Annotated in this window: 17 protein-coding genes; 6 read left to right on the plus strand and 11 right to left on the minus strand. The window is 64.3% G+C overall.

Features of this window, described 5'->3' with window-relative positions; genetic code table 11:
* Positions 1–6 precede the first annotated feature (6 nt).
* Positions 7–1,329, minus strand: a complete 1,323-nt coding sequence (locus tag GWG67_RS04550; protein WP_275167953.1) for an aspartate aminotransferase family protein — start codon at positions 1,327–1,329, stop codon at positions 7–9.
* Between the two features lie 221 nt (positions 1,330–1,550).
* Between GWG67_RS04550 and GWG67_RS04555 the strand changes: the two genes are divergently transcribed.
* From GWG67_RS04555 to GWG67_RS04570, 4 genes are all read left to right on the plus strand, one after another.
* On the plus strand, positions 1,551–2,456 hold the full coding sequence (locus GWG67_RS04555) for a LysR substrate-binding domain-containing protein (RefSeq protein WP_275167954.1): 906 nt from the start codon (positions 1,551–1,553) through the stop codon (positions 2,454–2,456).
* Between the two features lie 119 nt (positions 2,457–2,575).
* A complete protein-coding gene (locus tag GWG67_RS04560; RefSeq protein WP_275167955.1) occupies positions 2,576–3,601 on the plus strand; it encodes an aldo/keto reductase in 1,026 nt (341 codons plus the stop codon).
* 89 nt (positions 3,602–3,690) lie between these two features.
* Complete coding sequence (locus GWG67_RS04565) at positions 3,691–3,852, plus strand: hypothetical protein (protein WP_275167956.1); 162 nt, start codon at positions 3,691–3,693, stop codon at positions 3,850–3,852.
* A 147-nt stretch (positions 3,853–3,999) separates the two neighbouring features.
* Positions 4,000–5,421: an MFS transporter gene (locus GWG67_RS04570; RefSeq protein ID WP_275167957.1), complete on the plus strand. Its 1,422-nt coding sequence runs from the start codon at positions 4,000–4,002 to the stop codon at positions 5,419–5,421.
* A gap of 46 nt (positions 5,422–5,467) precedes the next feature.
* Here the strand turns inward: GWG67_RS04570 and GWG67_RS04575 are convergent, their stop codons facing one another.
* The 5 genes from GWG67_RS04575 to GWG67_RS04595 all read right to left on the minus strand — a co-directional run bounded on the left by GWG67_RS04575 (position 5,468) and on the right by GWG67_RS04595 (position 10,250).
* Positions 5,468–6,013, minus strand: a complete 546-nt coding sequence (locus GWG67_RS04575; protein WP_275167958.1) for a cupin domain-containing protein — start codon at positions 6,011–6,013, stop codon at positions 5,468–5,470.
* A gap of 81 nt (positions 6,014–6,094) precedes the next feature.
* Entirely contained in the window at positions 6,095–8,500 is a 2,406-nt protein-coding gene (gene clpA, locus GWG67_RS04580) for an ATP-dependent Clp protease ATP-binding subunit ClpA (RefSeq protein ID WP_275167959.1), read from the minus strand.
* A 293-nt stretch (positions 8,501–8,793) separates the two neighbouring features.
* Positions 8,794–9,126: an ATP-dependent Clp protease adapter ClpS gene (gene clpS, locus GWG67_RS04585; RefSeq protein WP_018455182.1), complete on the minus strand. Its 333-nt coding sequence runs from the start codon at positions 9,124–9,126 to the stop codon at positions 8,794–8,796.
* Between the two features lie 479 nt (positions 9,127–9,605).
* Complete coding sequence (locus GWG67_RS04590; protein WP_275167960.1) at positions 9,606–9,749, minus strand: hypothetical protein; 144 nt, start codon at positions 9,747–9,749, stop codon at positions 9,606–9,608.
* A 162-nt stretch (positions 9,750–9,911) separates the two neighbouring features.
* Positions 9,912–10,250 (minus strand): phasin family protein, encoded by a 339-nt coding sequence (locus GWG67_RS04595; RefSeq protein ID WP_275167961.1) that lies wholly within the window; start codon positions 10,248–10,250, stop codon positions 9,912–9,914.
* 388 nt (positions 10,251–10,638) lie between these two features.
* Here GWG67_RS04595 and GWG67_RS04600 point away from each other — a divergent pair, with 388 nt between their 5' ends.
* Positions 10,639–12,483, plus strand: coding sequence for a D-alanyl-D-alanine carboxypeptidase (locus GWG67_RS04600; RefSeq protein WP_275167962.1), 1,845 nt, complete (start codon positions 10,639–10,641; stop codon positions 12,481–12,483).
* A 224-nt stretch (positions 12,484–12,707) separates the two neighbouring features.
* Here GWG67_RS04600 and GWG67_RS04605 read toward each other — a convergent pair whose 3' ends face one another.
* From GWG67_RS04605 to GWG67_RS04620, 4 genes are all read right to left on the minus strand, one after another.
* A complete protein-coding gene (locus GWG67_RS04605) occupies positions 12,708–13,433 on the minus strand; it encodes a DnaJ domain-containing protein (protein ID WP_007603236.1) in 726 nt (241 codons plus the stop codon).
* Between the two features lie 70 nt (positions 13,434–13,503).
* Positions 13,504–14,253, minus strand: coding sequence for a VWA domain-containing protein (locus GWG67_RS04610; RefSeq protein WP_275167963.1), 750 nt, complete (start codon positions 14,251–14,253; stop codon positions 13,504–13,506).
* Positions 14,254–14,374: 121 nt separating this feature from the next.
* Positions 14,375–15,235, minus strand: coding sequence for an alpha/beta fold hydrolase (locus GWG67_RS04615; protein ID WP_275167964.1), 861 nt, complete (start codon positions 15,233–15,235; stop codon positions 14,375–14,377).
* A gap of 345 nt (positions 15,236–15,580) precedes the next feature.
* The gene (locus GWG67_RS04620; protein ID WP_007603231.1) at positions 15,581–16,504 is read right to left on the minus strand and encodes a division plane positioning ATPase MipZ; all 924 of its coding nucleotides are present in this window, start codon (positions 16,502–16,504) and stop codon (positions 15,581–15,583) included.
* A gap of 274 nt (positions 16,505–16,778) precedes the next feature.
* Between GWG67_RS04620 and panC the strand changes: the two genes are divergently transcribed.
* Positions 16,779–17,630 carry a pantoate--beta-alanine ligase gene (gene panC, locus GWG67_RS04625; protein WP_275167965.1) on the plus strand — a complete coding sequence of 284 codons (852 nt, stop codon included), beginning with the start codon at positions 16,779–16,781 and terminating at the stop codon, positions 17,628–17,630.
* Here panC and GWG67_RS04630 read toward each other — a convergent pair.
* Positions 17,627–18,067: a DUF1489 family protein gene (locus GWG67_RS04630; RefSeq protein WP_275167966.1), complete on the minus strand. Its 441-nt coding sequence runs from the start codon at positions 18,065–18,067 to the stop codon at positions 17,627–17,629. The two genes, panC and GWG67_RS04630, sit on opposite strands and share 4 nt — an antisense overlap.
* Positions 18,068–18,106 lie beyond the last annotated feature (39 nt).

Raw genomic sequence — 18,106 nt, forward strand, 5'->3', positions numbered from 1 at the left:
CAGTTGCTAAGCAGTGGGATTTCGCGACAGCTCGTCGAGACTTTCTCTCAAAGCCCGATCAAGGATCTCAACGGCGCGATCGATCTCCTCGGTCGAGACGGTCAACGGCGGCGCGATACGCCACACCGATCCGCGCTCGGGGCGGCGGCGGATGTTCATGCTCAGTCCGTACTCGAAGCACTTCTTCGTGGTGAGGCCGCCAAGCTGGTGGGCTGGGCGTCGGCTGTTGCGATCACTGACCAGCTCGACGCCAAGCAGAAGGCCCATGCCCCTGATGTCGCCGATCTGCTCGTATTTCTGCTGGAGCCCTTCGAACCGGCCTCGCAGGTAGGCACCCATCTCGTTGGCGCGTGCGACAAGTTTCTCCTCAGTGATCACGCGCAGCACCGCGAGCCCGACCTCGGCAAGCAAGGGATCGGAGACGTGGCTGGTGTAATAAGTAAAGTGATCCTCGTGGAGCTTGCTCTCGATCGCCTCGGTGGTCGACACCGCCGCAAGCGGAAGCCCACCGCCGAGCGTCTTCGACATGGTCATGATATCCGGAACGACCCCGAAATATTCGGATCCCGTCTTCTTGCCGATACGCCCGAAAGCAGTCTGGGCCTCGTCGAAGATCAGCAGCATGCCGCGTTCATCAGCCGCCTTTCGCAGGGCCTCCATGAACGCCTTCGGCGGCACCAGCACGCCGCCGGCGCTGATCACGGGCTCCGCGATGATCGCAGCACCCCTCCCGCTCGACTGCATGTCGAACATCTTCAGGGCGAGTTCGAGATTGGCGAGCGCAGACTCGTCCTCGCTGCCCTTTGCGATGTAGGGCCGGAAGGCGTTCGGCTCCGGGATGACGAACACGCCGGGCGGCGGCACGCCATATCCCTTGCGGTCGCTTGCCATCGAGACCGATGCGGCACCGCCGGTGATGCCGTGCCACGAGCCGCCGAGAACGAGCACCTCGTAGCCGCCGGTGTACATCTTGGCCATCCGGAGCGCGACTTCCGTTGCTTCCGAACCGGTATTGATGAAGATCGAGCGTTTGAGATCCCCGGGCAGCCAATCCCTCGCCAGCACTTGGGCGAGCTCGGCGACCACTTCGGGGATCATCCCGCTGAAGAGATGGAAGGCCTTCTTCCCTGCACTCTCCACCGCCGCGACGATAGCCGGATGGTTGTGGCCGATGGTGGCGCACATCTGGCCCGAGGTGAAATCGAGATAATCGCGCCCATCGCTGTCGGTCACGACCGTCCCCTTCGCGGAGGTGAAGAGGTTCGGAAACACGTCTCCGCCATAGCGGACGAGGAATTCGTCGGCGGCCTGTTTCAGCGCTGAAGTCATGGGTTCTCCTCGGGCAAGCGGCATCCGCCGCACAGCCGTGCGGTGTGGCGATGCACTCGCCGTTGTCGGGTCAATCTTTTGGGGCACGAAGCTGTTGCTTCAGGGCGTTTGCGGTACAAGAATTGCCTGAGCAACGGATGAATTCGTACCGGGCAGACATGATGGGCGCCAGTTCAAAAAACTCAGCAGCCGATGAGGCGGAGTCAACACCGCGGCTTCGAATGCCGCCGCTCAAGGCGCTATCGGCATTCGAAGCCGCTTCGCGCCACGGCAGCTTCAGCCGCGCCGCAGAGGAGCTCGGGGTTACGCCCTCCGCGATCAGCCACCACATCCAGAAGTTGGAGGATTTCCTCGGCGTCCGTGTTTTTTCGCGGCACGCCGGCCGCGCGGTGCTCACCAATTCCGGCCGCGTCTATGCCGCCGAGATCGAGCGCGCATTCGGAATGATCATGGGCGCGACGCGGCTGGTCGCGCCGCAGTCGCAGCGCAATCATCTGTTCATCGCGAGCGGCCCGAGCTTTGCCGCAAAATGGCTTCAACCGCGGATCGGGAATTTCATCGGCGAGCATCCGGAGATCGGGATCAGGCTGTCAACTATCGCCGACTTGCGTGACCTCGATACCATTCGCTTCGATCTCGCCATCGCCTATGGACGCCCGCCCGTCCTCAACGACCGGCAGATCGAGCCGCTCCTGGCTGAGCGTCTGCGTCCGCTCTGTAGCCCGCTTCTGATCGAGCAACTCGGACTTCACGAGCCCGGCGATCTTGCCCGCGCCACGTTGATTCATTCGTCGAACGCGCTGACCTGGACCGACTATCTGCGAAAGGTCGTCGGCACGACGATCAAGGCACACCACGAATTGTGGTTCGATCGATCCACCATGGCCATCGACGCCGCTGTCGAAGGTCTCGGCGTCGTCCTGGAGAGCGAGATCCTCGCCGCCGACGAGCTGGAAAAGGGCACCCTAGTCGCGCCGTTCCGTCAGCCCCAATTCGAGGTCGAGACCGTGTCTTATTATCTCGTGCGGTCCGCCGAGGCCAAAGGCCGCGGCCATGTCGACGCGTTCGAAGCCTGGCTGCGCGCGAAGATCACGGCTGCGAATTTGAAGGGGACAATCGTGGCGTAACGCGTGCGGCCCCAGCAGAGCCGCTATGTGAGCACGCAATAGGACACGGCGCGTGCTTGCTCTACCATCCGGCACAGAGACCGCGGGGATCAATCAGCGGCCAGCCGAGGAACATATCGATGGAATACCGACGCTTGGGCCGCTCGGGCCTCATGGTGCCCGCCTTGAGTCTTGGGAGCGGTACCTTCGGCGGCGTTGGCCGTCTCGCTGCATGGGGCACCACTGACGCGACCGAAGCGCGGCGCCTTCTGGACATCTGCCTCGATGCCGGCGTGTCGATGTTCGACACCGCGAACGTCTATTCGCTCGGCGAGTCCGAGCGCGTTCTCGGCGAGGCCATCAAGGGCCGCCGCGACAAGGTTTTGGTCTCGACCAAGGCGACGTTCCGCTTCGGCGACGGCCCCAACGACATCGGGTCGTCGCGGCAGCATCTGCTCGCGGCCATCGATGCTTCGCTGAGCCGACTCGGTACCGATTATATCGACCTGTTCCAGCTCCACGGCTTCGACGCCTTCACCCCGCCTGAAGAGGTGCTCGCGACTCTCGACGTGCTCGTGCGCGCCGGCAAGATCCGCTATGTCGGCGTGTCGAACTTTTCGGGCTGGCACCTGATGAAATCGCTCGGCGTTGCCGACAAACATGGCTTCCCGCGCTACGTCGCCAACCAGACCTATTACTCACTGATCGGACGCGACTACGAATGGGAGCTGATGCCGCTCGGCCTCGACCAGGGCCTCGGCGCAGTGGTCTGGTCGCCGCTCGGATGGGGACGCCTCACCGGAAAGATCCGCCGCGGCCAGCCAAAGCCTGACGTAAGCCGCTTGCCCAAGACGGCCGAGTTCGGCCCGCCCGTGCCGGACGAGCACGTCTATCGCGTCGTCGATGCGATCGACGAGGTCGCCAAGGAAACCGGCAAGAGCGTCTCGCAGATCGCGCTGAACTGGCTGCTGCAGCGTCCGACCGTCTCGACGCTGATCATCGGCGCGCGCAACGAGACGCAGCTGCGCGAAAATCTCGGCGCAGTCGGCTGGTCATTGACCCAGGACCAGATCGCAAAGCTCGATGCGGCGAGCAAGGTGACGCTGCCCTATCCTTACTGGCACCAGCGCACGGCCTTTAGTGACCGCAATCCGCCGCCGGTTTAGCGACCGGGCGCGCGGCGCAGGGCCGGCTTGAGCTGCATCAAGCCGGTCCGCGCCGACGGTGGCATCGTGCGCACCCGCGAGGCAGCCCGATGCGCCGATTTGCCATGAAGGCCCTGTTCACCGCTCTCAATCTCAAGCGCGCCGAGCGAAGCGGGATCGATCGGGATCGGACCATCCTGATCGTCTCGACCGCGGTGACGGTTGGGCTCGTCGCGCTCTATGTGTTCGGGAAGTCGACCTCGCGCTGGTGAGCCGCGAGGGCCGCGCCGACCCATGCCCGCGGTGCCGGGAGACCCGCGCCCGGCGCAGGAACCGCCCGTATCCTGCCGGGTTGCGATGCATCTCGCAATTTTCTAGTCCGGAGACGAACCACGGCTCGAATCAAGCACGCCGCCATCATGTCGCCAGCCCAAATGGAGCACGCCGACGGCCTGCCGCAGCCGCAGCGCAGCCAGGCGGTCCTGACCATTGCGCTCGGCATCATCATGGCAGTGGTCGACAGTGCCATCGCCAATGTCGCGCTGCCGACGATCGCGGCCGACCTCAACGCCAGCCCGGCGTTCTCGATCTGGATCGTCAACGGCTACCAGCTCGCGATCACGATCTCGCTGCTGCCGCTGGCTTCGCTCGGCGAGATCGTCGGCTATCGCCGCGTCTATCTGGTCGGCCTGGTGCTGTTCACGCTTGCCTCCGCATTCTGCGCGCTGGCGCATACGCTGCCGCTCCTCACGATTGCCCGCATCGTGCAGGGGTTCGGCGCGGCCGGCATTATGAGCGTCAACGCAGCGCTGGTGCGCTTCACCTACCCCCGCAGCCAGCTCGCCCGCGGCATCGGACTCAACGCTCTCGTCGTCGCCTTCTCGGCCGCGGTCGGCCCGACGCTCGCCGCCGGCATCCTGGCATTCGGCAGCTGGCCCTGGCTGTTCGCCATCAACGTCCCGCTCGGCGCGGTGACATTGGTACTGGGCCTGCGCAGCCTGCCGCACACCAGGCCTGCGAGCCATTCCTTCGACTGGCAGAGCGCGGGACTGTCCGCGATCACTTTCGGCGTCGGCATCGCGGCCGTCGATAGCGTCGGTCATGGCGAAGCGGCGATCACCTGCCTCGTGCAGTTCGCCGTAGCGCTCGTCGCCGGCGCGCTGCTGATCTACCGCGAGACCCACATGGCCTCGCCGCTGCTGCCGATCGACCTGTTGCGCATTCCGGTGTTCGCCCTGTCGATTGCGACCTCGATCGCCTCGTTCTGCGGGCAGATGCTGGCCTTCGTTGCGATCCCCTTCTACCTCCAGAGCCGCTTCGGCTATTCGGCGGTGCATATGGGTCTCTTGATCACGCCGTGGCCGATCGCGGTGGCGTTCGCAGCACCCCTCGCCGGTCGCCTGGTCGAGCATTATCCGGCCGGCCTGCTCGGCGGCATCGGGCTCACGCTGTTCGCCTGCGGCCTCGCTGCGCTCGCCTTGCTGCCGGCGGCGCCGACGCCGCTCGACGTGATCTGGCGGATGGCGCTGGCCGGCGCCGGCTTCGGCCTGTTCCAGACCCCGAACAACCGCACCATGATCGCGGCCGCCCCGCGCGAGCGTGCCGGCGGTGCCAGCGGCATGCTCGGGACGGCGCGGCTGCTTGGGCAGACCACCGGCGCAGCGCTGGTCGCGCTGTTCCTCGGCCGCTATCCGATCGAGGGAACCAGGATCGCGTTGCTGACCGGCGTCGGCTTCGCGCTCTGCGGCGCGGCGCTGAGCATGTTGCGGCTGTCGCCCGCGGGCGCGCGCGGCGCCGAGCATGTTCGCGTGCAAGACGACCAGCGCCTGCGCGGCGAATAGCGCGTGACCATTTGGGAAGGCCGATTTCGGCTGCGTCCGCCGCGCCTCACATCTTCACCATCTCGGTGCGATATTTCGGCAGCAGTGCTGCGATCAGCCTACCCTTCTCAGCCATTTCTTCCGGGGTCGGCTTCGGCGGTGGCGATGTGCGGCTTTCGACGGGAAAGCCAACCGCCAGGAAGAATTCGTCCTGTCCCGCTGGCGTGCACATGCAGAGCATACGGGCCGTCTTGCCGGACACATTCTTGAACGCGTGCGGCGCGTTGGCCGGAACGTTGACCGTCGCCCCCGCACTTACGGTATGGGACTTACCGCGAAAGGTGAATTCAAGTTCGCCTTCGAGCAGCGTGAACATTTCCTCGAAGTCGTGGCGATGCGGCGGGGGCCCGCCGCCGGCGGGCACCAGCATGTCGACCAGGCAATAGCGTCCTGCGGTCTGCGCGCCCGACACCAGGACCGTGTAGGTGCCGCCGGCCACAGAGATATGCGGCACGTCAGCGCCGTCGGGATCGGCGACCGTCAGGGCGCGGCCGGGATCGTCGGCGGGGATCGAGGAAGCTGACGACGAGTCTGCAGAAGGCGTGTTGGTCATACCGGATCTTCTTGCTTATATTTGACTGCCCATAAGAAAGGCCGGCTTCTCAGCCGGCCTTCTCAATTCTTCGCGTGCAGATCAAACCTTGACCAGCGGGCTCTTGGTCGGCCCCTTCGAGCCGCCGGGGCCACCGGGCTTAGACTTGCCCGGCGGGCGCTTGCGGGCACCCGGGAGCTTCTCCTGCTTCGGCGTGACCGGACCCTCGACGAACTCGAAGCCGATCTTGTCCTTGGTCTCGTCGGCCTCGTCCTTGACCAGAACGACGCGGACATGGCCGCCACCCTTGAGCTTGCCGAACAGCACCTCGTCGGCCAGCGGCTTCTTGATGTGCTCCTGGATCACACGAGCCATGGGACGTGCGCCCATCTGCTCGTCGTAACCATGCTTCACCAGCCAGGTCTTGGCGGGTTCCGACAGCTCGATAGTGACGTCGCGATCGCCGAGTTGCGCTTCGAGCTGAAGCACGAACTTCTCGACCACCGTACCGATCACCTCGACGCTGAGATGGCCGAACGACACGACGGCATCGAGACGGTTGCGGAATTCCGGCGCGAACTGCCGGTTGATCGCCTCGTGGTCGTCGCCTTCCCGCTTCGAACGCGTGAAGCCGAACGCCTGCTTGGCGAGATCGGACGCGCCCGCATTCGTGGTCATGATCAGGATCACGTTGCGGAAGTTGACCTGCTTGCCGTTGTGGTCGGTGAGCCGGCCGTGATCCATGATCTGGAGCAGAACGTTGTAGAGATCGGGATGCGCCTTCTCGATCTCGTCGAGCAGCACCACGCAATGCGGATGCTGATCGACGCCGTCAGTGAGCAGGCCGCCCTGATCGAAGCCGACATAGCCGGGAGGCGCGCCGATCAGACGCGACACGGTGTGCCGCTCCATGTATTCGGACATGTCGAAGCGCAACAGCTCGACGCCGAGCGACGCCGCAAGCTGCTTTGCGACCTCGGTCTTGCCAACGCCGGTCGGACCCGAGAACAGATAGCAGCCGATCGGCTTCTCCGGCTCGCGCAGGCCGGCTCGCGCCAGCTTGATCGAAGCGGCGAGCGACTCGATCGCCTTGTCCTGACCGAACACGGTACGCTTCAGGGTCTGCTCGAGATGCTTGAGCACCTCGGCATCGTCCTTCGACACGCTCTTCGGCGGGATCCGCGCCATCGAGGCGATCGTGGTCTCGATCTCCTTGATGCCGATGGTCTTCTTGCGCTTGTTCTCGGCGACCAGCATCTGCGCTGCGCCGGATTCGTCGATCACGTCGATCGCCTTATCCGGCAGCTTGCGGTCGTGGATGTAGCGCGAAGAGAGCTGCACTGCAGCCTCGATCGCCTCATTGGTGTATTTCAGCCGGTGGTAGTCTTCGAAATACGGCTTGAGGCCCTTGAGGATTGCGATCGCGTCCTCGACCGTCGGCTCGTTGACGTCGATCTTCTGGAAGCGCCGCACCAGCGCGCGGTCCTTCTCGAAGTGCTGGCGGTATTCCTTGTAGGTGGTCGAGCCCATGCAGCGGATGGTGCCGGAAGCGAGCGCGGGCTTGAGCAAGTTCGAGGCATCCATCGCCCCGCCCGACGTCGCGCCCGCACCGATCACGGTGTGGATCTCATCGATGAACAGGATGGCGTTGGGATGCGCCTCGAGCTCCTTCAGCACCTGCTTCAAACGTTCCTCGAAGTCGCCGCGATAGCGCGTGCCGGCGAGCAGCGTGCCCATGTCGAGCGAGAACACGGTCGCAGCCGCCAGGACCTCCGGCACCTCACTGTCGACGATGCGCTTGGCCAGGCCCTCCGCAATCGCGGTCTTGCCGACCCCCGCTTCGCCCACGAACAGCGGATTGTTCTTCTGCCGGCGGCACAGCACCTGGATCGCACGGTTGATCTCGGAATTGCGTCCGATCACCGGATCGATCTTGCCGTCGCGCGCCTTCTTGTTGAGATTGACGCAATAGGTCTCGAGCGCCTCGCCCTTCTTCTTGGCGTCCTCGCTGCCCTTGGTCTCCGTCTCCTCGTCGACACCGCGGACCGGCCGCGCCTCGGAGACACCCGGCCGCTTGGCGATACCGTGGCTGATATAGTTGACGGCGTCGTAGCGCGTCATGTCCTGCTCCTGCAGGAAATACGCGGCATGGCTCTCGCGCTCGGCAAAGATCGCGATCAGCACGTTGGCGCCGGTCACCTCTTCGCGACCGGACGACTGCACGTGGATCACCGCGCGCTGGATCACGCGCTGGAAACCTGCGGTCGGCTTGGCGTCGTCGGCGCCGTCCGTCACCAGGTTCTCGAATTCGGTCTCAAGATAATTGACGAGGCTCGTACGGAGCTTGTCGAGGTCGACGCTACAGGCGCGCATGACGGCGGCTGCATCGGAGTCGTCGATCAGGGAGAGCAAAAGATGCTCGAGCGTCGCGTATTGGTGATGACGCTCGTTTGCGATCGCCAGTGCACGATGCAGGGATTGTTCAAGGCTTTGGGAAAAAGTCGGCATTCGCGTCCTCTATGGCCCCCACCATCATGATCGTCATCGCCCGGTCAGGCAACAACAACCTTTGTCACATATAGTTATACAAGATCGCGGCGAAAGACCGGTTCCGCGACTCAGGCGGCTGCACAGCTGCGGTACTTTTCGATGCAAAACCCGTTCCGATTGGGGCACGATCGGCACCGGTCCGAAATTCCGTAGTTTTGCCGTCTGCAACGAACATCACGCGCAGACATCACGCGGCAATCACTGCGACATGCCCAAGCACCGGCTTCAAACGTGCCGTAACGTGTGGTGTTTTACTTCTTTTCCATCACGCATTGCAGGGGATGCTGGTGCTTGCGAGCGAAATCCATCACCTGCGTCACCTTGGTCTCGGCGATCTCGTAGGTGAACACGCCGCACTCCCCGATCCCGTGATGATGAACGTGCAGCATGATCTTGGTTGCGGCCTCGGCGTCCTTCTGGAAGAATTTCTCCAGCACATGAACGACGAATTCCATCGGCGTGTAATCGTCGTTCAGGATCAGCACACGGTACAGGTTCGGCCGCTTGGTCTTCGGCTTGACCTTGGTGATGACGGACGTGTTTGGCGCAGAGGGACCGCCGGAACGGTTCTCGTCGTTGCTCATCAGGGGAGCGTGGGCGGCGGCGGCCGCGGACAGGTCTGGTCTGGAAGACAGTTGCGGCATGGCTCAGGCGTTCAAATTCCCCACGGAAGCGTATGGCGGTTCGCCGCGCAGCCCCGGCCTTCGGAGTTCGCACAGGCGCACCGCCTTGTTGGATCGCCGCTTCCAACCGGTCCGGTCCAAGCCAGATCGGCTTCACCGAATATGGGCCTGACCCCGGCTCGCCGCAAGCGTGCGACAGCTCGGCCGAGGCGGCCATGGCGGTCCCGATTCCCGGGTCGGGCGATCCTCGCCAAGGTTAGTCAATCCGGACTGATTTGACAAAACCTTCCGCCCCGCCCGTTTAGAAGATGTTGACCAGGAACCCGGCCGGTCACGCGGCTGCGGCGGTTTCGCGCGGGATATCTCCGGTTTTCTACGGACCCATTGACCCTCAATGGCGTGACGCGAAAAGGGGCAAAGGCACAGATTTCCGGGGATCGTCACGCCTCGCAGATCGACGCGCGGCAGAAGAAGCTGTGCGATAACGCCAAGGCGGCGAACATCACGATCCATACGGTGCAGGTGAACACCGACAGCGACCCGACCTCCAGCGCGCTGCAATATTGCGCGAGCGGCACCGACAAGTTCTATCGAGTAACGAAGGCAGATCAGACGTCTCGGTGTTCAAGGACACCGGCACGCTGTCGAAGCTGCGCGTGGCGCGCTGAGACCTAGCACTTCGAGACAAACAAAAAAAAGCCCGGCTGCTTCAGCCGGGCCTTTGATTCCAGGACGTCCGGGAAACGTTAGTTCGTGGCCGGAGTGAACTTCGACACGATGGTCTCGACCGGCTTGAACGCCTGCTTGGCGAGGTCGCTGTAGAGGCCGGCGATCTTCTGCGATTCCGCGACGAAGGTCTCGTAGGCGGAACGGGCGAAATCGGTCTGCGCTTCCATCGCCTTGTCCAGCGACTTCACGCCGGAAAGCTTCTCGACGAAGGACTTGGTGTCTTCGAACGACTTCTTGGTGTAGTCGCCGTAGGCGCTGGCGATCGCCTGAAGGCCGTGCTGCATCGAGGTCGCGGAGGCGACGTACTGCTCGAAGTGCTCTTTCCCGTAGCCTTGAAAGTCTTCAACCTTGAACATTCGGAATCCTTTTCCCTAGCTCTTGTCGGGAAGCCCCGGCTCCCTGACTCTGCTCACAATTAGTGCAACGCACAAAAAAGTCAAGAATTTTGTGCGTCGCACAAATTACGTGCAAAATTCGCCACGATTCCCGGGGTTTCCCGCAATGGTTCCTTAAGCTTTTGGAAACCGCGGCGCCCTACCTTGATTCCCTGGACATGTTCAACTTCTACAAGCGGCCAAAAGCCGTTGGAGAACATCACCTTAGCCAGAACAGCGGCTCAGGCCCAACGTCCCCCGCGGCGAACACCTGCGGAGGGCCGGCCTGAGCAGGTAATGATCCCGGGTCCATTGGGCACAATTTCGCCTCACGAGCCGGTGATCAAGTCAGAAACGGGGACGGGGTTTCATGCTTCGTAAAAACTTGTCTTCCTCGCGCTTGGCGCGGGTTGGCGTTTTTGGGCTTCTTGCGGTCACCACTGCAGTCATCTTCACCACAGATGCTGCCGAGGCGCGGCGCCACCGGCGTCACACTGCGCACCACCGCGTGCAGCGCGATGTGTCCGAGAGTTCCAGCCCGAAATTCGCGTCGATCATCGTCGACGGCAATTCCGGCTCCGTGCTTCAGGCGACGAGTCCCGACGGGATCCGCCATCCGGCCTCGCTGACCAAGATCATGACGCTCTATCTGCTGTTCGAGCGCCTCGAGTCAGGGAAGATGAAGCTCGACACCGAGATGCCGGTGTCGCAGCACGCCGCCGATCAGGATCCGACCAAGCTGAACCTGCGTGCCGGCCAGACCATTCGCGTCGAGGACGCGATCAAGGGTCTCGTCACCCGCTCCGCCAACGACGCAGCCGTTGTGATCGCGGAAGCCATTGGCGGCGACGAGGACGACTTCGCCCAGATGATGACGCGCAAGGCGCGTTCGCTCGGCATGTCGAGGACGGTTTACCGCAACGCCAACGGCCTTCCCAACGACGAGCAGGTCACGACCGCGCGCGACCAGGCCACGCTCGGCCGCGCCATCCAGGAGCGCTTCCCGCGCTACTATCGCTATTTCGCGACCTCGACGTTCAACTGGCGCGGACAGTCGATCCGGAACCACAATCATCTGCTCGGTAATGTCGAGGGCGTGGACGGCATCAAGACCGGCTACACCCGCGCCTCCGGCTTCAATCTCGTGACCTCGATGCGCCGCGGCAACCGCCACCTGATCGGCGTGGTGCTGGGCGGCCGCAGCGGCGGCTCGCGCGACGCCATCATGCGCAACCTGCTCGCGGAGAACCTCGATAAGGCCGCGACCACCCACACCGTCGCGGCGGTCACCGAGCGCAACGGCTCCGACGCCGCTGCCGAGGTTGCCGATGCGTCGGACACCCCGGCCCGCTCCGCTCCGCAGGTCCAGGCTGCCCCTGCTCCCGAAGCAGCCCCGTCGCGTCTCGCCGCGCGCCTGGCGACGCTTGCGGCTGCGACCGCCGCGGTGCCGCCGGCTCAGCCCAGATCTGAAGCCAACAAGCCTGAAGTTCGGCCGACTGAATCCAAGATCGAGCCTGCGCCGCTCACCAATGGCGTGATCTCGAGCCAGCCGCTCTCGATCATCCCCGGCTCGTCCGAGCCGATGAAGCCGGTCCGGGTCAAGACCGTCCAGGTCAAGGCCGGCGCCGTGAAGGTCGCCTCGGCCGCCCCGGCTCAGATCGCACCGCAGGTCACGAGCACGATTGCGGCTCGCTCCGACATCGCCGAAACCTCCGGCGCCGTCGTCGCCCGGGCAGACCTCATCAACAAGCACGAGATCGTCAGCCAACCGGAAGCGCCGAAGGCCGAGATCGCCCGTGCCGAGCTGCCGCGGCAGCCGGCGGGCTTCGGCACCGGCAACGGCATCCTCGGCGTATTGCCGGCCGCAACCGCCGCTGCGCCCGCCCCGGCTGCTCCGAAGCTCGCGTCAGCCGACCCGGCGCTGCAGCCGATCCAGATGAGCGCCACCACGAAGCCGGTCGTCACCCACAGCGGCTGGATCGTCCAGGTCGGCGCGCTCGAGAGCGAGAACGAAGCCCAGCAGCGCATCGACGCCGCACGCAGCTCGGCCCGCGGCCTGCTCAGCAAGGCCGACCCGTTCACCGAGCCGGTCGTCGCGAAAGACAATCGCAAGCTCTACCGCGCCCGCTTCGCCGGGCTCGACCGAGACCAGGCCGAAGCCGTCTGCCGCACCCTGAAGCGCGCCGATATCTCCTGCATGACCGTCCGCAACTGATCTTTCGCACCGCTCCAATGAAAATGCCCGCGCCTCGCGCGGGCATTTTCATTTTTGGGATGCGGTGACCGACGAGGCTGTTCCACGACAACCTCTCGTCAAGGATTTACGGTTAAAACTTTACGCAAGGGATCGACCACGCCGACAACGGCGGGCATCGGGGCGACGGCAAACAGAGCAAACGGAGCTCACACGGGACGAGCGTTTGTAGCGTGGTGCCGGAGTTAGCCGTTATGCGTGCGAAGCAGAGTATCCTTGGCCTCGTTTACACGGGCAGCGAGATACGTCGAGCCCCCCTGGTCGGGATGCAGTTTCTTCATCAGGGACTTGTGAGCCCGGCTGATGTCGTCACGCCCCGCCCCCGGCTGCAGGCCAAGGATCTGATAGGCCTCCTCCGTCGTCATTTTGCCGGTCGCCACCGTGCGGCGCTGCCCCCCTGCCGCGTCGCCCTGCGCGTTCTGACGCCAAGCGGGAAACCGGCGGTCCAGATAGCTTTCAAGTAGGGCCACGCTCTCGGCGTCGAACGCCGGGACCATTGCCAGCAGGGCCGCGAGATCGAACTCATCGAGATCGCGCCCGGCGTGAGGCCCGGCGACGATCCGGCCTCCGAGCTGGCCGGAATCGTGATCGAGCCGCATATCCAGGAATTGCGAGCGCACGCGCGAGGCCTGACCGGCCGGGCGCGTCGCGCCCCCGCCGAACAGCCCGCCGATATTGCCGAAGCCGGCGTTTGCCATCGGTGTCCAGCCCAGGAGCCCGGCACCGAATATCCCGAGCGGGATCGCCACCACCAGTTCGCCCTTCAAGCCCGTGAACGCTGCGACAGCCAGCGCCACCACGCCGCCGCCGAACCTGATCGCGCGTGCCAGCACGGCCGGATTGGCCGAACGGAACATCTGGAGCAGCAGATAAAGGGTGATAACAGCGATAGCGCCGGCGATCAGGGTCATGGCCGGAATATAGTCGGCCTACCGCCAAAAAGCATCGTGTCCTTGTGCCGCCGCGGGCCGCGCGCCAGCGCTACTTCATCTGGCCGATCAACCTGGCCGCGCCACTGGCGGTCTTCGCCAATTGCAACAGCGCCTCGCGTCCGCCGGCCGCGTAGGCGGCGGCTGCGCGCAACAGCTCGCGCAATTGCGCCGCCGCGCCCGGATCAAACCGGCACCAGGCGCCGCCGGTCAGGCGCGCGATCTCGCGAAAGGTCTGCTCGGCAACCGCGTCATGACCTTCCTGAAATACGAACACAGGCACTTTGAGCATGCCTAGCTCGCCGGCCTTGGCGCAGAGCTCGTCGACGTTCTCCTCCATGGCGTCGCCGACGAAGACAACGGCGCGCACGCCGGATGCGACCGCCTCGCGCCGCGCCTCGCTCAGCACCTTGCCGATCTGGGTGTCGCCGCCACGGCAATCGATCTTGCTCATCAGCGCCGCAAGCCTGGCGCTGTCGGAGATCCATCCCGTGGCGCGGCACTCGTTGAAGCCGCGATAGTAGACGAGCCGGATGTCGAGACTGCCGAGCGCGGCGCTCTCACGGAACATGTCGGCTTGAAGCGCGCAGGCCATGTCCCAGGTCGGCTGCCGACTCATCGTCGCATCCAGCGCGAAGATCAGCCGTCCCTTCGCACCGGGCGCATGCGGTGACAGCGCGCGCGCGTTGGCGACGAAGGCGGCAATGTCCTCCGAGGTCGAGGTCCCCGCCTGCGGCACAGCGCCGCCTGGTTGCGCCGAGACGGCATCGCGGCCGCGCGGTTTGATGGGTTCGCCGGACATTTCCCTTGACCCTTGCGTGAGCGGCTAATGTGGTCAGCGCATGCAGCCCGGTCAATGTGCAAAGCCCCCGCAGGCGGCAGCCGGCGGGGGCTTTGAAACGCGATCCACGACGAGGAAGGCGTCAGCTCTTGGCAGGCGCCATCAAGGCGACTGGCCCGGGCTCGAGAATCTTGGGCGGGGACGATTGCGTGTCGACCGGCGCCACTTCGCTGTCGGTCGCGCTCAGGAACTTGTCGAGCATGCCCTGGATCGAGTTCTTGGCCGCGTCCGGACCGGTGTCGCGCATGTCGTTGTGCTGGAATTCAGTCTTCACGACCTGGATGCCGGCCTTCTCGCATTCCTCGTCGGTCGGGATCACGCCCGCATCGGCCTTGAACTGCGGGTCGGTGGAGCGGAACGACAGGATCTTGAACTTGCCGGCGGTGACGAAGGGCACGCGAAGATTGTCGAGCGTGACGACCTTCTTGACCTCATCCGGATACTGCTTGGCGAAATACATCGTGATGTCGCCGCCCATGGAGTGGCCGACCATTGTCACCCTGTCGTAGTCGGCGTTGGGCTGAACCTTCTTCATCTCCTGCATGGCGAGATGGATGTTGGCGACGCCGCGCAGGATCTGCGGCAGCCGGCCGACATAGATCTCGCCGGGCTTGGTCACCATCGGAGGATCGGTCGGCAAATCATGCTGCGGGCTGACGACGAGGTAGCCGCGCGCCGCGAAAATGTTGGCGAGGAAGCCGTACTCGGTGTTCTTGACGGTGTTGCCGTGGTTGATCACGGCGACCGGCATCGTGATCATGCCGGCATTGGCCTGCATTTCCTTGTCACGACGGATCGCGATATCGACGGGCACCGCACGGTTGTCGCGCGAGGCATCGTAGAAGGTGATGGTCTCGTGCCTGATTGCCCACTTGCTCGCCGTGAAATAGGCGACGCCACAGAGGGCACTGACCGAAACCAGAACGGCAATTCCACGCTTCATTTTCGTCCTCAGCCTCAGGCTCTTGCGGCCTGAATCCCTGTTGAAAATCGTGTTCTTCCGGAGCTCTTCGGCCCCTGGTCGCCTATTCCCTAATATATGTCACAGGCGCGTGACAGGAAGGCTAAATATTGTGAACCATCAGCCCTTTCATTGTGCGGCGCACACGTTTCTTGGGCACCCCGCTCTCACGCGGCTACGCCAGGGTGCACCTCACCTTCCGACGCAACCTGTCTCGATCGGGTTCAATTTTGCAGTAAACGCTGGGTGAAAACGGCTGAGCGCAGGCTCGGTTCCCGCGGGAGACCGGCCGCTTTGATCGACTGGAAGTAGCGATATACCGCCGCCTCAGGCGCCGAGGATGTCGTGGACCTCGAGCGGCTTGTCGACCTGATTGAACCACTCGGCCCGGTTGGCCGCGCGGCGACGTCCGCGCTCGTCGAGCGGAAGCTTGAGCTGGCGGAGCAGGCTCGTCACCTCCTCCCGCGCGGTGAGATGGCCGAGATTGGGCCGCATGCCGAGGGTGGCCTCGTCGATCTCGTCCAGCGCGGTCAGGCCGCGCGGGAAGAACTCGCGATAGACAACGCGTTCGGCGAAGCCGTCGACGTAGCGGAAGCCGAGCCGCAACGACAAATCCTTCAACCCCTCGGCAACCAGCTGCTTGTTGCGCGAGCCGAGCATCGACAGGCGGTTGCGCACGACGATCCAGTCGGTGGTCGCGCCGTCGAGCTGGCGACGCTTGCGCCTGACATCCCGCACCATCTCGGCGTAGTGGCTCTCGCCCGTCACCGCGTAATTGGCGGGATCGACGGTGCCGAGCACATCGAAATCGAGAAAGCTGTCGTTGATCGGGGTCACCAGCGTGTCGGCCATCGAATGCGCAAGCCGCATCAGGTAGCTGTCGGTGCCGGGGGTATCGATGACGATGAAGTCGAAACTGCTCTCGACCGCCGAGACCGCTTCCATGAACTGAAGGAACTCCGAATTCTCGTTCTCGGCGACCTGCATGGTCTCACCGAGCTTGATGCAGCGATGCAGCGGCAGTTCGAGGTCGAGCTTGGTGCGGCGCGCCCAGGCGGAACGGTTGTTGATGTAGTGAGTAAAGCTCTGCTGACGGCAGTCGAGGTCGATGGTGGCGACGCGCTGGCCGGCTTTCAGAAGCGCGACTGCGATGTGCAGGGCGGTCGTCGACTTGCCGGAGCCGCCCTTCTCGTTGCCGAGCACGACAACATGCGCCGAGCCGGACTGGCCTTGGCTAGCTTGCACAAGCATCGCGATCCTCAACACCCCTAACGAATATCTTCAAGTTGGCCGCGTCTGCGGTCAAGTGAAATGCGTGACAGGCAATACAATTCGCGGCGCGCCGTCCTTCATCATGAATCGCCGCGCCGCTTCGCGTCTGTGATCCAGCCCACAATGTCGCGACCTCTTGCGCGCGGGATGCTGTGCCGCATCCGGATGCGTGGCGTCCATGGTCGCCGCTTGTTAAGGTTAGCCTGCCGGGCGCCGGGACGCGCCCGTCGATTCCCAACCGCGTCGAGTTCTGATGTCACGCAGCCCCTTGATCGCCCGCACGGTCCCCAACTTGCGACGCGCCATCGACAATCTTCGCAAGCGAAAGGCCACGATCGCGCTGGTCCCGACCATGGGAGCGCTCCATGACGGCCATGTGTCGCTGGTGCGCCTGGCCCGACGGCGCGCGAGCCGCGTCGTGGTGTCGATCTTCGTCAATCCGACCCAGTTCGCTCCGACCGAGGATTTTGGCGCCTATCCGCGAACCTGGAAGGCCGATCTCGCCAGGCTCGCCGCCGAGGACGTCGATATCGTCTGGCATCCCGGCGCCGAGGCCATGTATCCGGAGGGCTTTGCGACCCGCATCGTGCCGGAGGGACCGGCGCTGGCCGGCCTCGAGGACCGCTTCCGCCCGCATTTCTTCGGCGGCGTCGCCACCGTCGTCGGCAAGCTGTTCACGCAGTGCCGGCCGGATGTCGCGATCTTCGGCGAGAAGGATTTTCAGCAGTTGCGAGTGGTGGCGCAGATGGCCCGCGACCTCGACCTCGGCGTCAAGGTGATCGGTTCCCGCACCGTGCGCGAGCGCGACGGGCTCGCGATGTCCTCGCGCAACGTCTATTTGTCGCCACAGGAGCGGCAGACCGCAACCACGCTGTACCGCGCCATGAAGGAGAGCGCCGGGCGCATCCGCGCCGGCGAAGCGATCGCGGCCGCAATGGCGCGCGCAGCCGCGATGATCATGGCGGCCGGCTTTGAGCTCGACTATTTCGAGGTCCGCCATGCAGCGACCCTGGCGCCTGTCACCTCGCGCAAGGACGGCCCCTTGCGCATCTTAGTCGCGGCCAAGCTCGGCACGACCCGGCTGATCGACAATATCGCGGTTTAGAGCAGCCCGAGATCGCGCAGCTCGCGCCGCATCGGCTCCGGCATCGCCGCGATCGAGCCGGCGGCGGACTTGCCGAGATCGGGCGGCACCGAATCGTCGGCAAGGTAGCGCCAGCCCTGGAACGGGCGCATCGGCCGCGGCGACACGGGGATCACCTTCGGCTGCATCACGATCCGGCAGCGCCCGATGCCGTCCTTGTCGCGGAACGGCTCGATGCCGATGATCTTTTCGCGCGCGGCGACCTCGCCCTTGATCACCCAATAGAGCGACCCGCCCGACAGGATCTCGGCGTCGCGCTTGGGCATCATGCGGGTGATGTGGATGTGATGTTGCGGCAGACCCTTCTTCTTGGCGGTCTGCATCCGTTCGGCGGTCCACTCCTTCAATTCCTTGACGGATTCGCAGCCGACGGCGAGCTTGATCAGATGTAGTGGCATGCCCCAGCATTAGCCGGGCAGCCACCCATTTGGAATGCC

This window comes from Bradyrhizobium sp. CSS354, assembly GCF_029051725.1.
Classification (GTDB): domain Bacteria; phylum Pseudomonadota; class Alphaproteobacteria; order Rhizobiales; family Xanthobacteraceae; genus Bradyrhizobium.

Coding starts and splice junctions, on each gene's coding strand:
- GWG67_RS04550 (WP_275167953.1), bottom strand. CDS start 1,329: ATGACTTCAGCGCTGAAACAGGCCGCCGACGAATTCCTCGTCCGCTAT.
- GWG67_RS04555 (WP_275167954.1), top strand. CDS start 1,551: ATGCCGCCGCTCAAGGCGCTATCGGCATTCGAAGCCGCTTCGCGCCAC.
- GWG67_RS04560 (WP_275167955.1), top strand. CDS start 2,576: ATGGAATACCGACGCTTGGGCCGCTCGGGCCTCATGGTGCCCGCCTTG.
- GWG67_RS04565 (WP_275167956.1), top strand. CDS start 3,691: ATGCGCCGATTTGCCATGAAGGCCCTGTTCACCGCTCTCAATCTCAAG.
- GWG67_RS04570 (WP_275167957.1), top strand. CDS start 4,000: ATGTCGCCAGCCCAAATGGAGCACGCCGACGGCCTGCCGCAGCCGCAG.
- GWG67_RS04575 (WP_275167958.1), bottom strand. CDS start 6,013: ATGACCAACACGCCTTCTGCAGACTCGTCGTCAGCTTCCTCGATCCCC.
- clpA (WP_275167959.1), bottom strand. CDS start 8,500: ATGCCGACTTTTTCCCAAAGCCTTGAACAATCCCTGCATCGTGCACTG.
- clpS (WP_018455182.1), bottom strand. CDS start 9,126: ATGAGCAACGACGAGAACCGTTCCGGCGGTCCCTCTGCGCCAAACACG.
- GWG67_RS04595 (WP_275167961.1), bottom strand. CDS start 10,250: ATGTTCAAGGTTGAAGACTTTCAAGGCTACGGGAAAGAGCACTTCGAG.
- GWG67_RS04600 (WP_275167962.1), top strand. CDS start 10,639: ATGCTTCGTAAAAACTTGTCTTCCTCGCGCTTGGCGCGGGTTGGCGTT.
- GWG67_RS04605 (WP_007603236.1), bottom strand. CDS start 13,433: ATGACCCTGATCGCCGGCGCTATCGCTGTTATCACCCTTTATCTGCTG.
- GWG67_RS04610 (WP_275167963.1), bottom strand. CDS start 14,253: ATGTCCGGCGAACCCATCAAACCGCGCGGCCGCGATGCCGTCTCGGCG.
- GWG67_RS04615 (WP_275167964.1), bottom strand. CDS start 15,235: ATGAAGCGTGGAATTGCCGTTCTGGTTTCGGTCAGTGCCCTCTGTGGC.
- GWG67_RS04620 (WP_007603231.1), bottom strand. CDS start 16,504: ATGCTTGTGCAAGCTAGCCAAGGCCAGTCCGGCTCGGCGCATGTTGTC.
- panC (WP_275167965.1), top strand. CDS start 16,779: ATGTCACGCAGCCCCTTGATCGCCCGCACGGTCCCCAACTTGCGACGC.
- GWG67_RS04630 (WP_275167966.1), bottom strand. CDS start 18,067: ATGCCACTACATCTGATCAAGCTCGCCGTCGGCTGCGAATCCGTCAAG.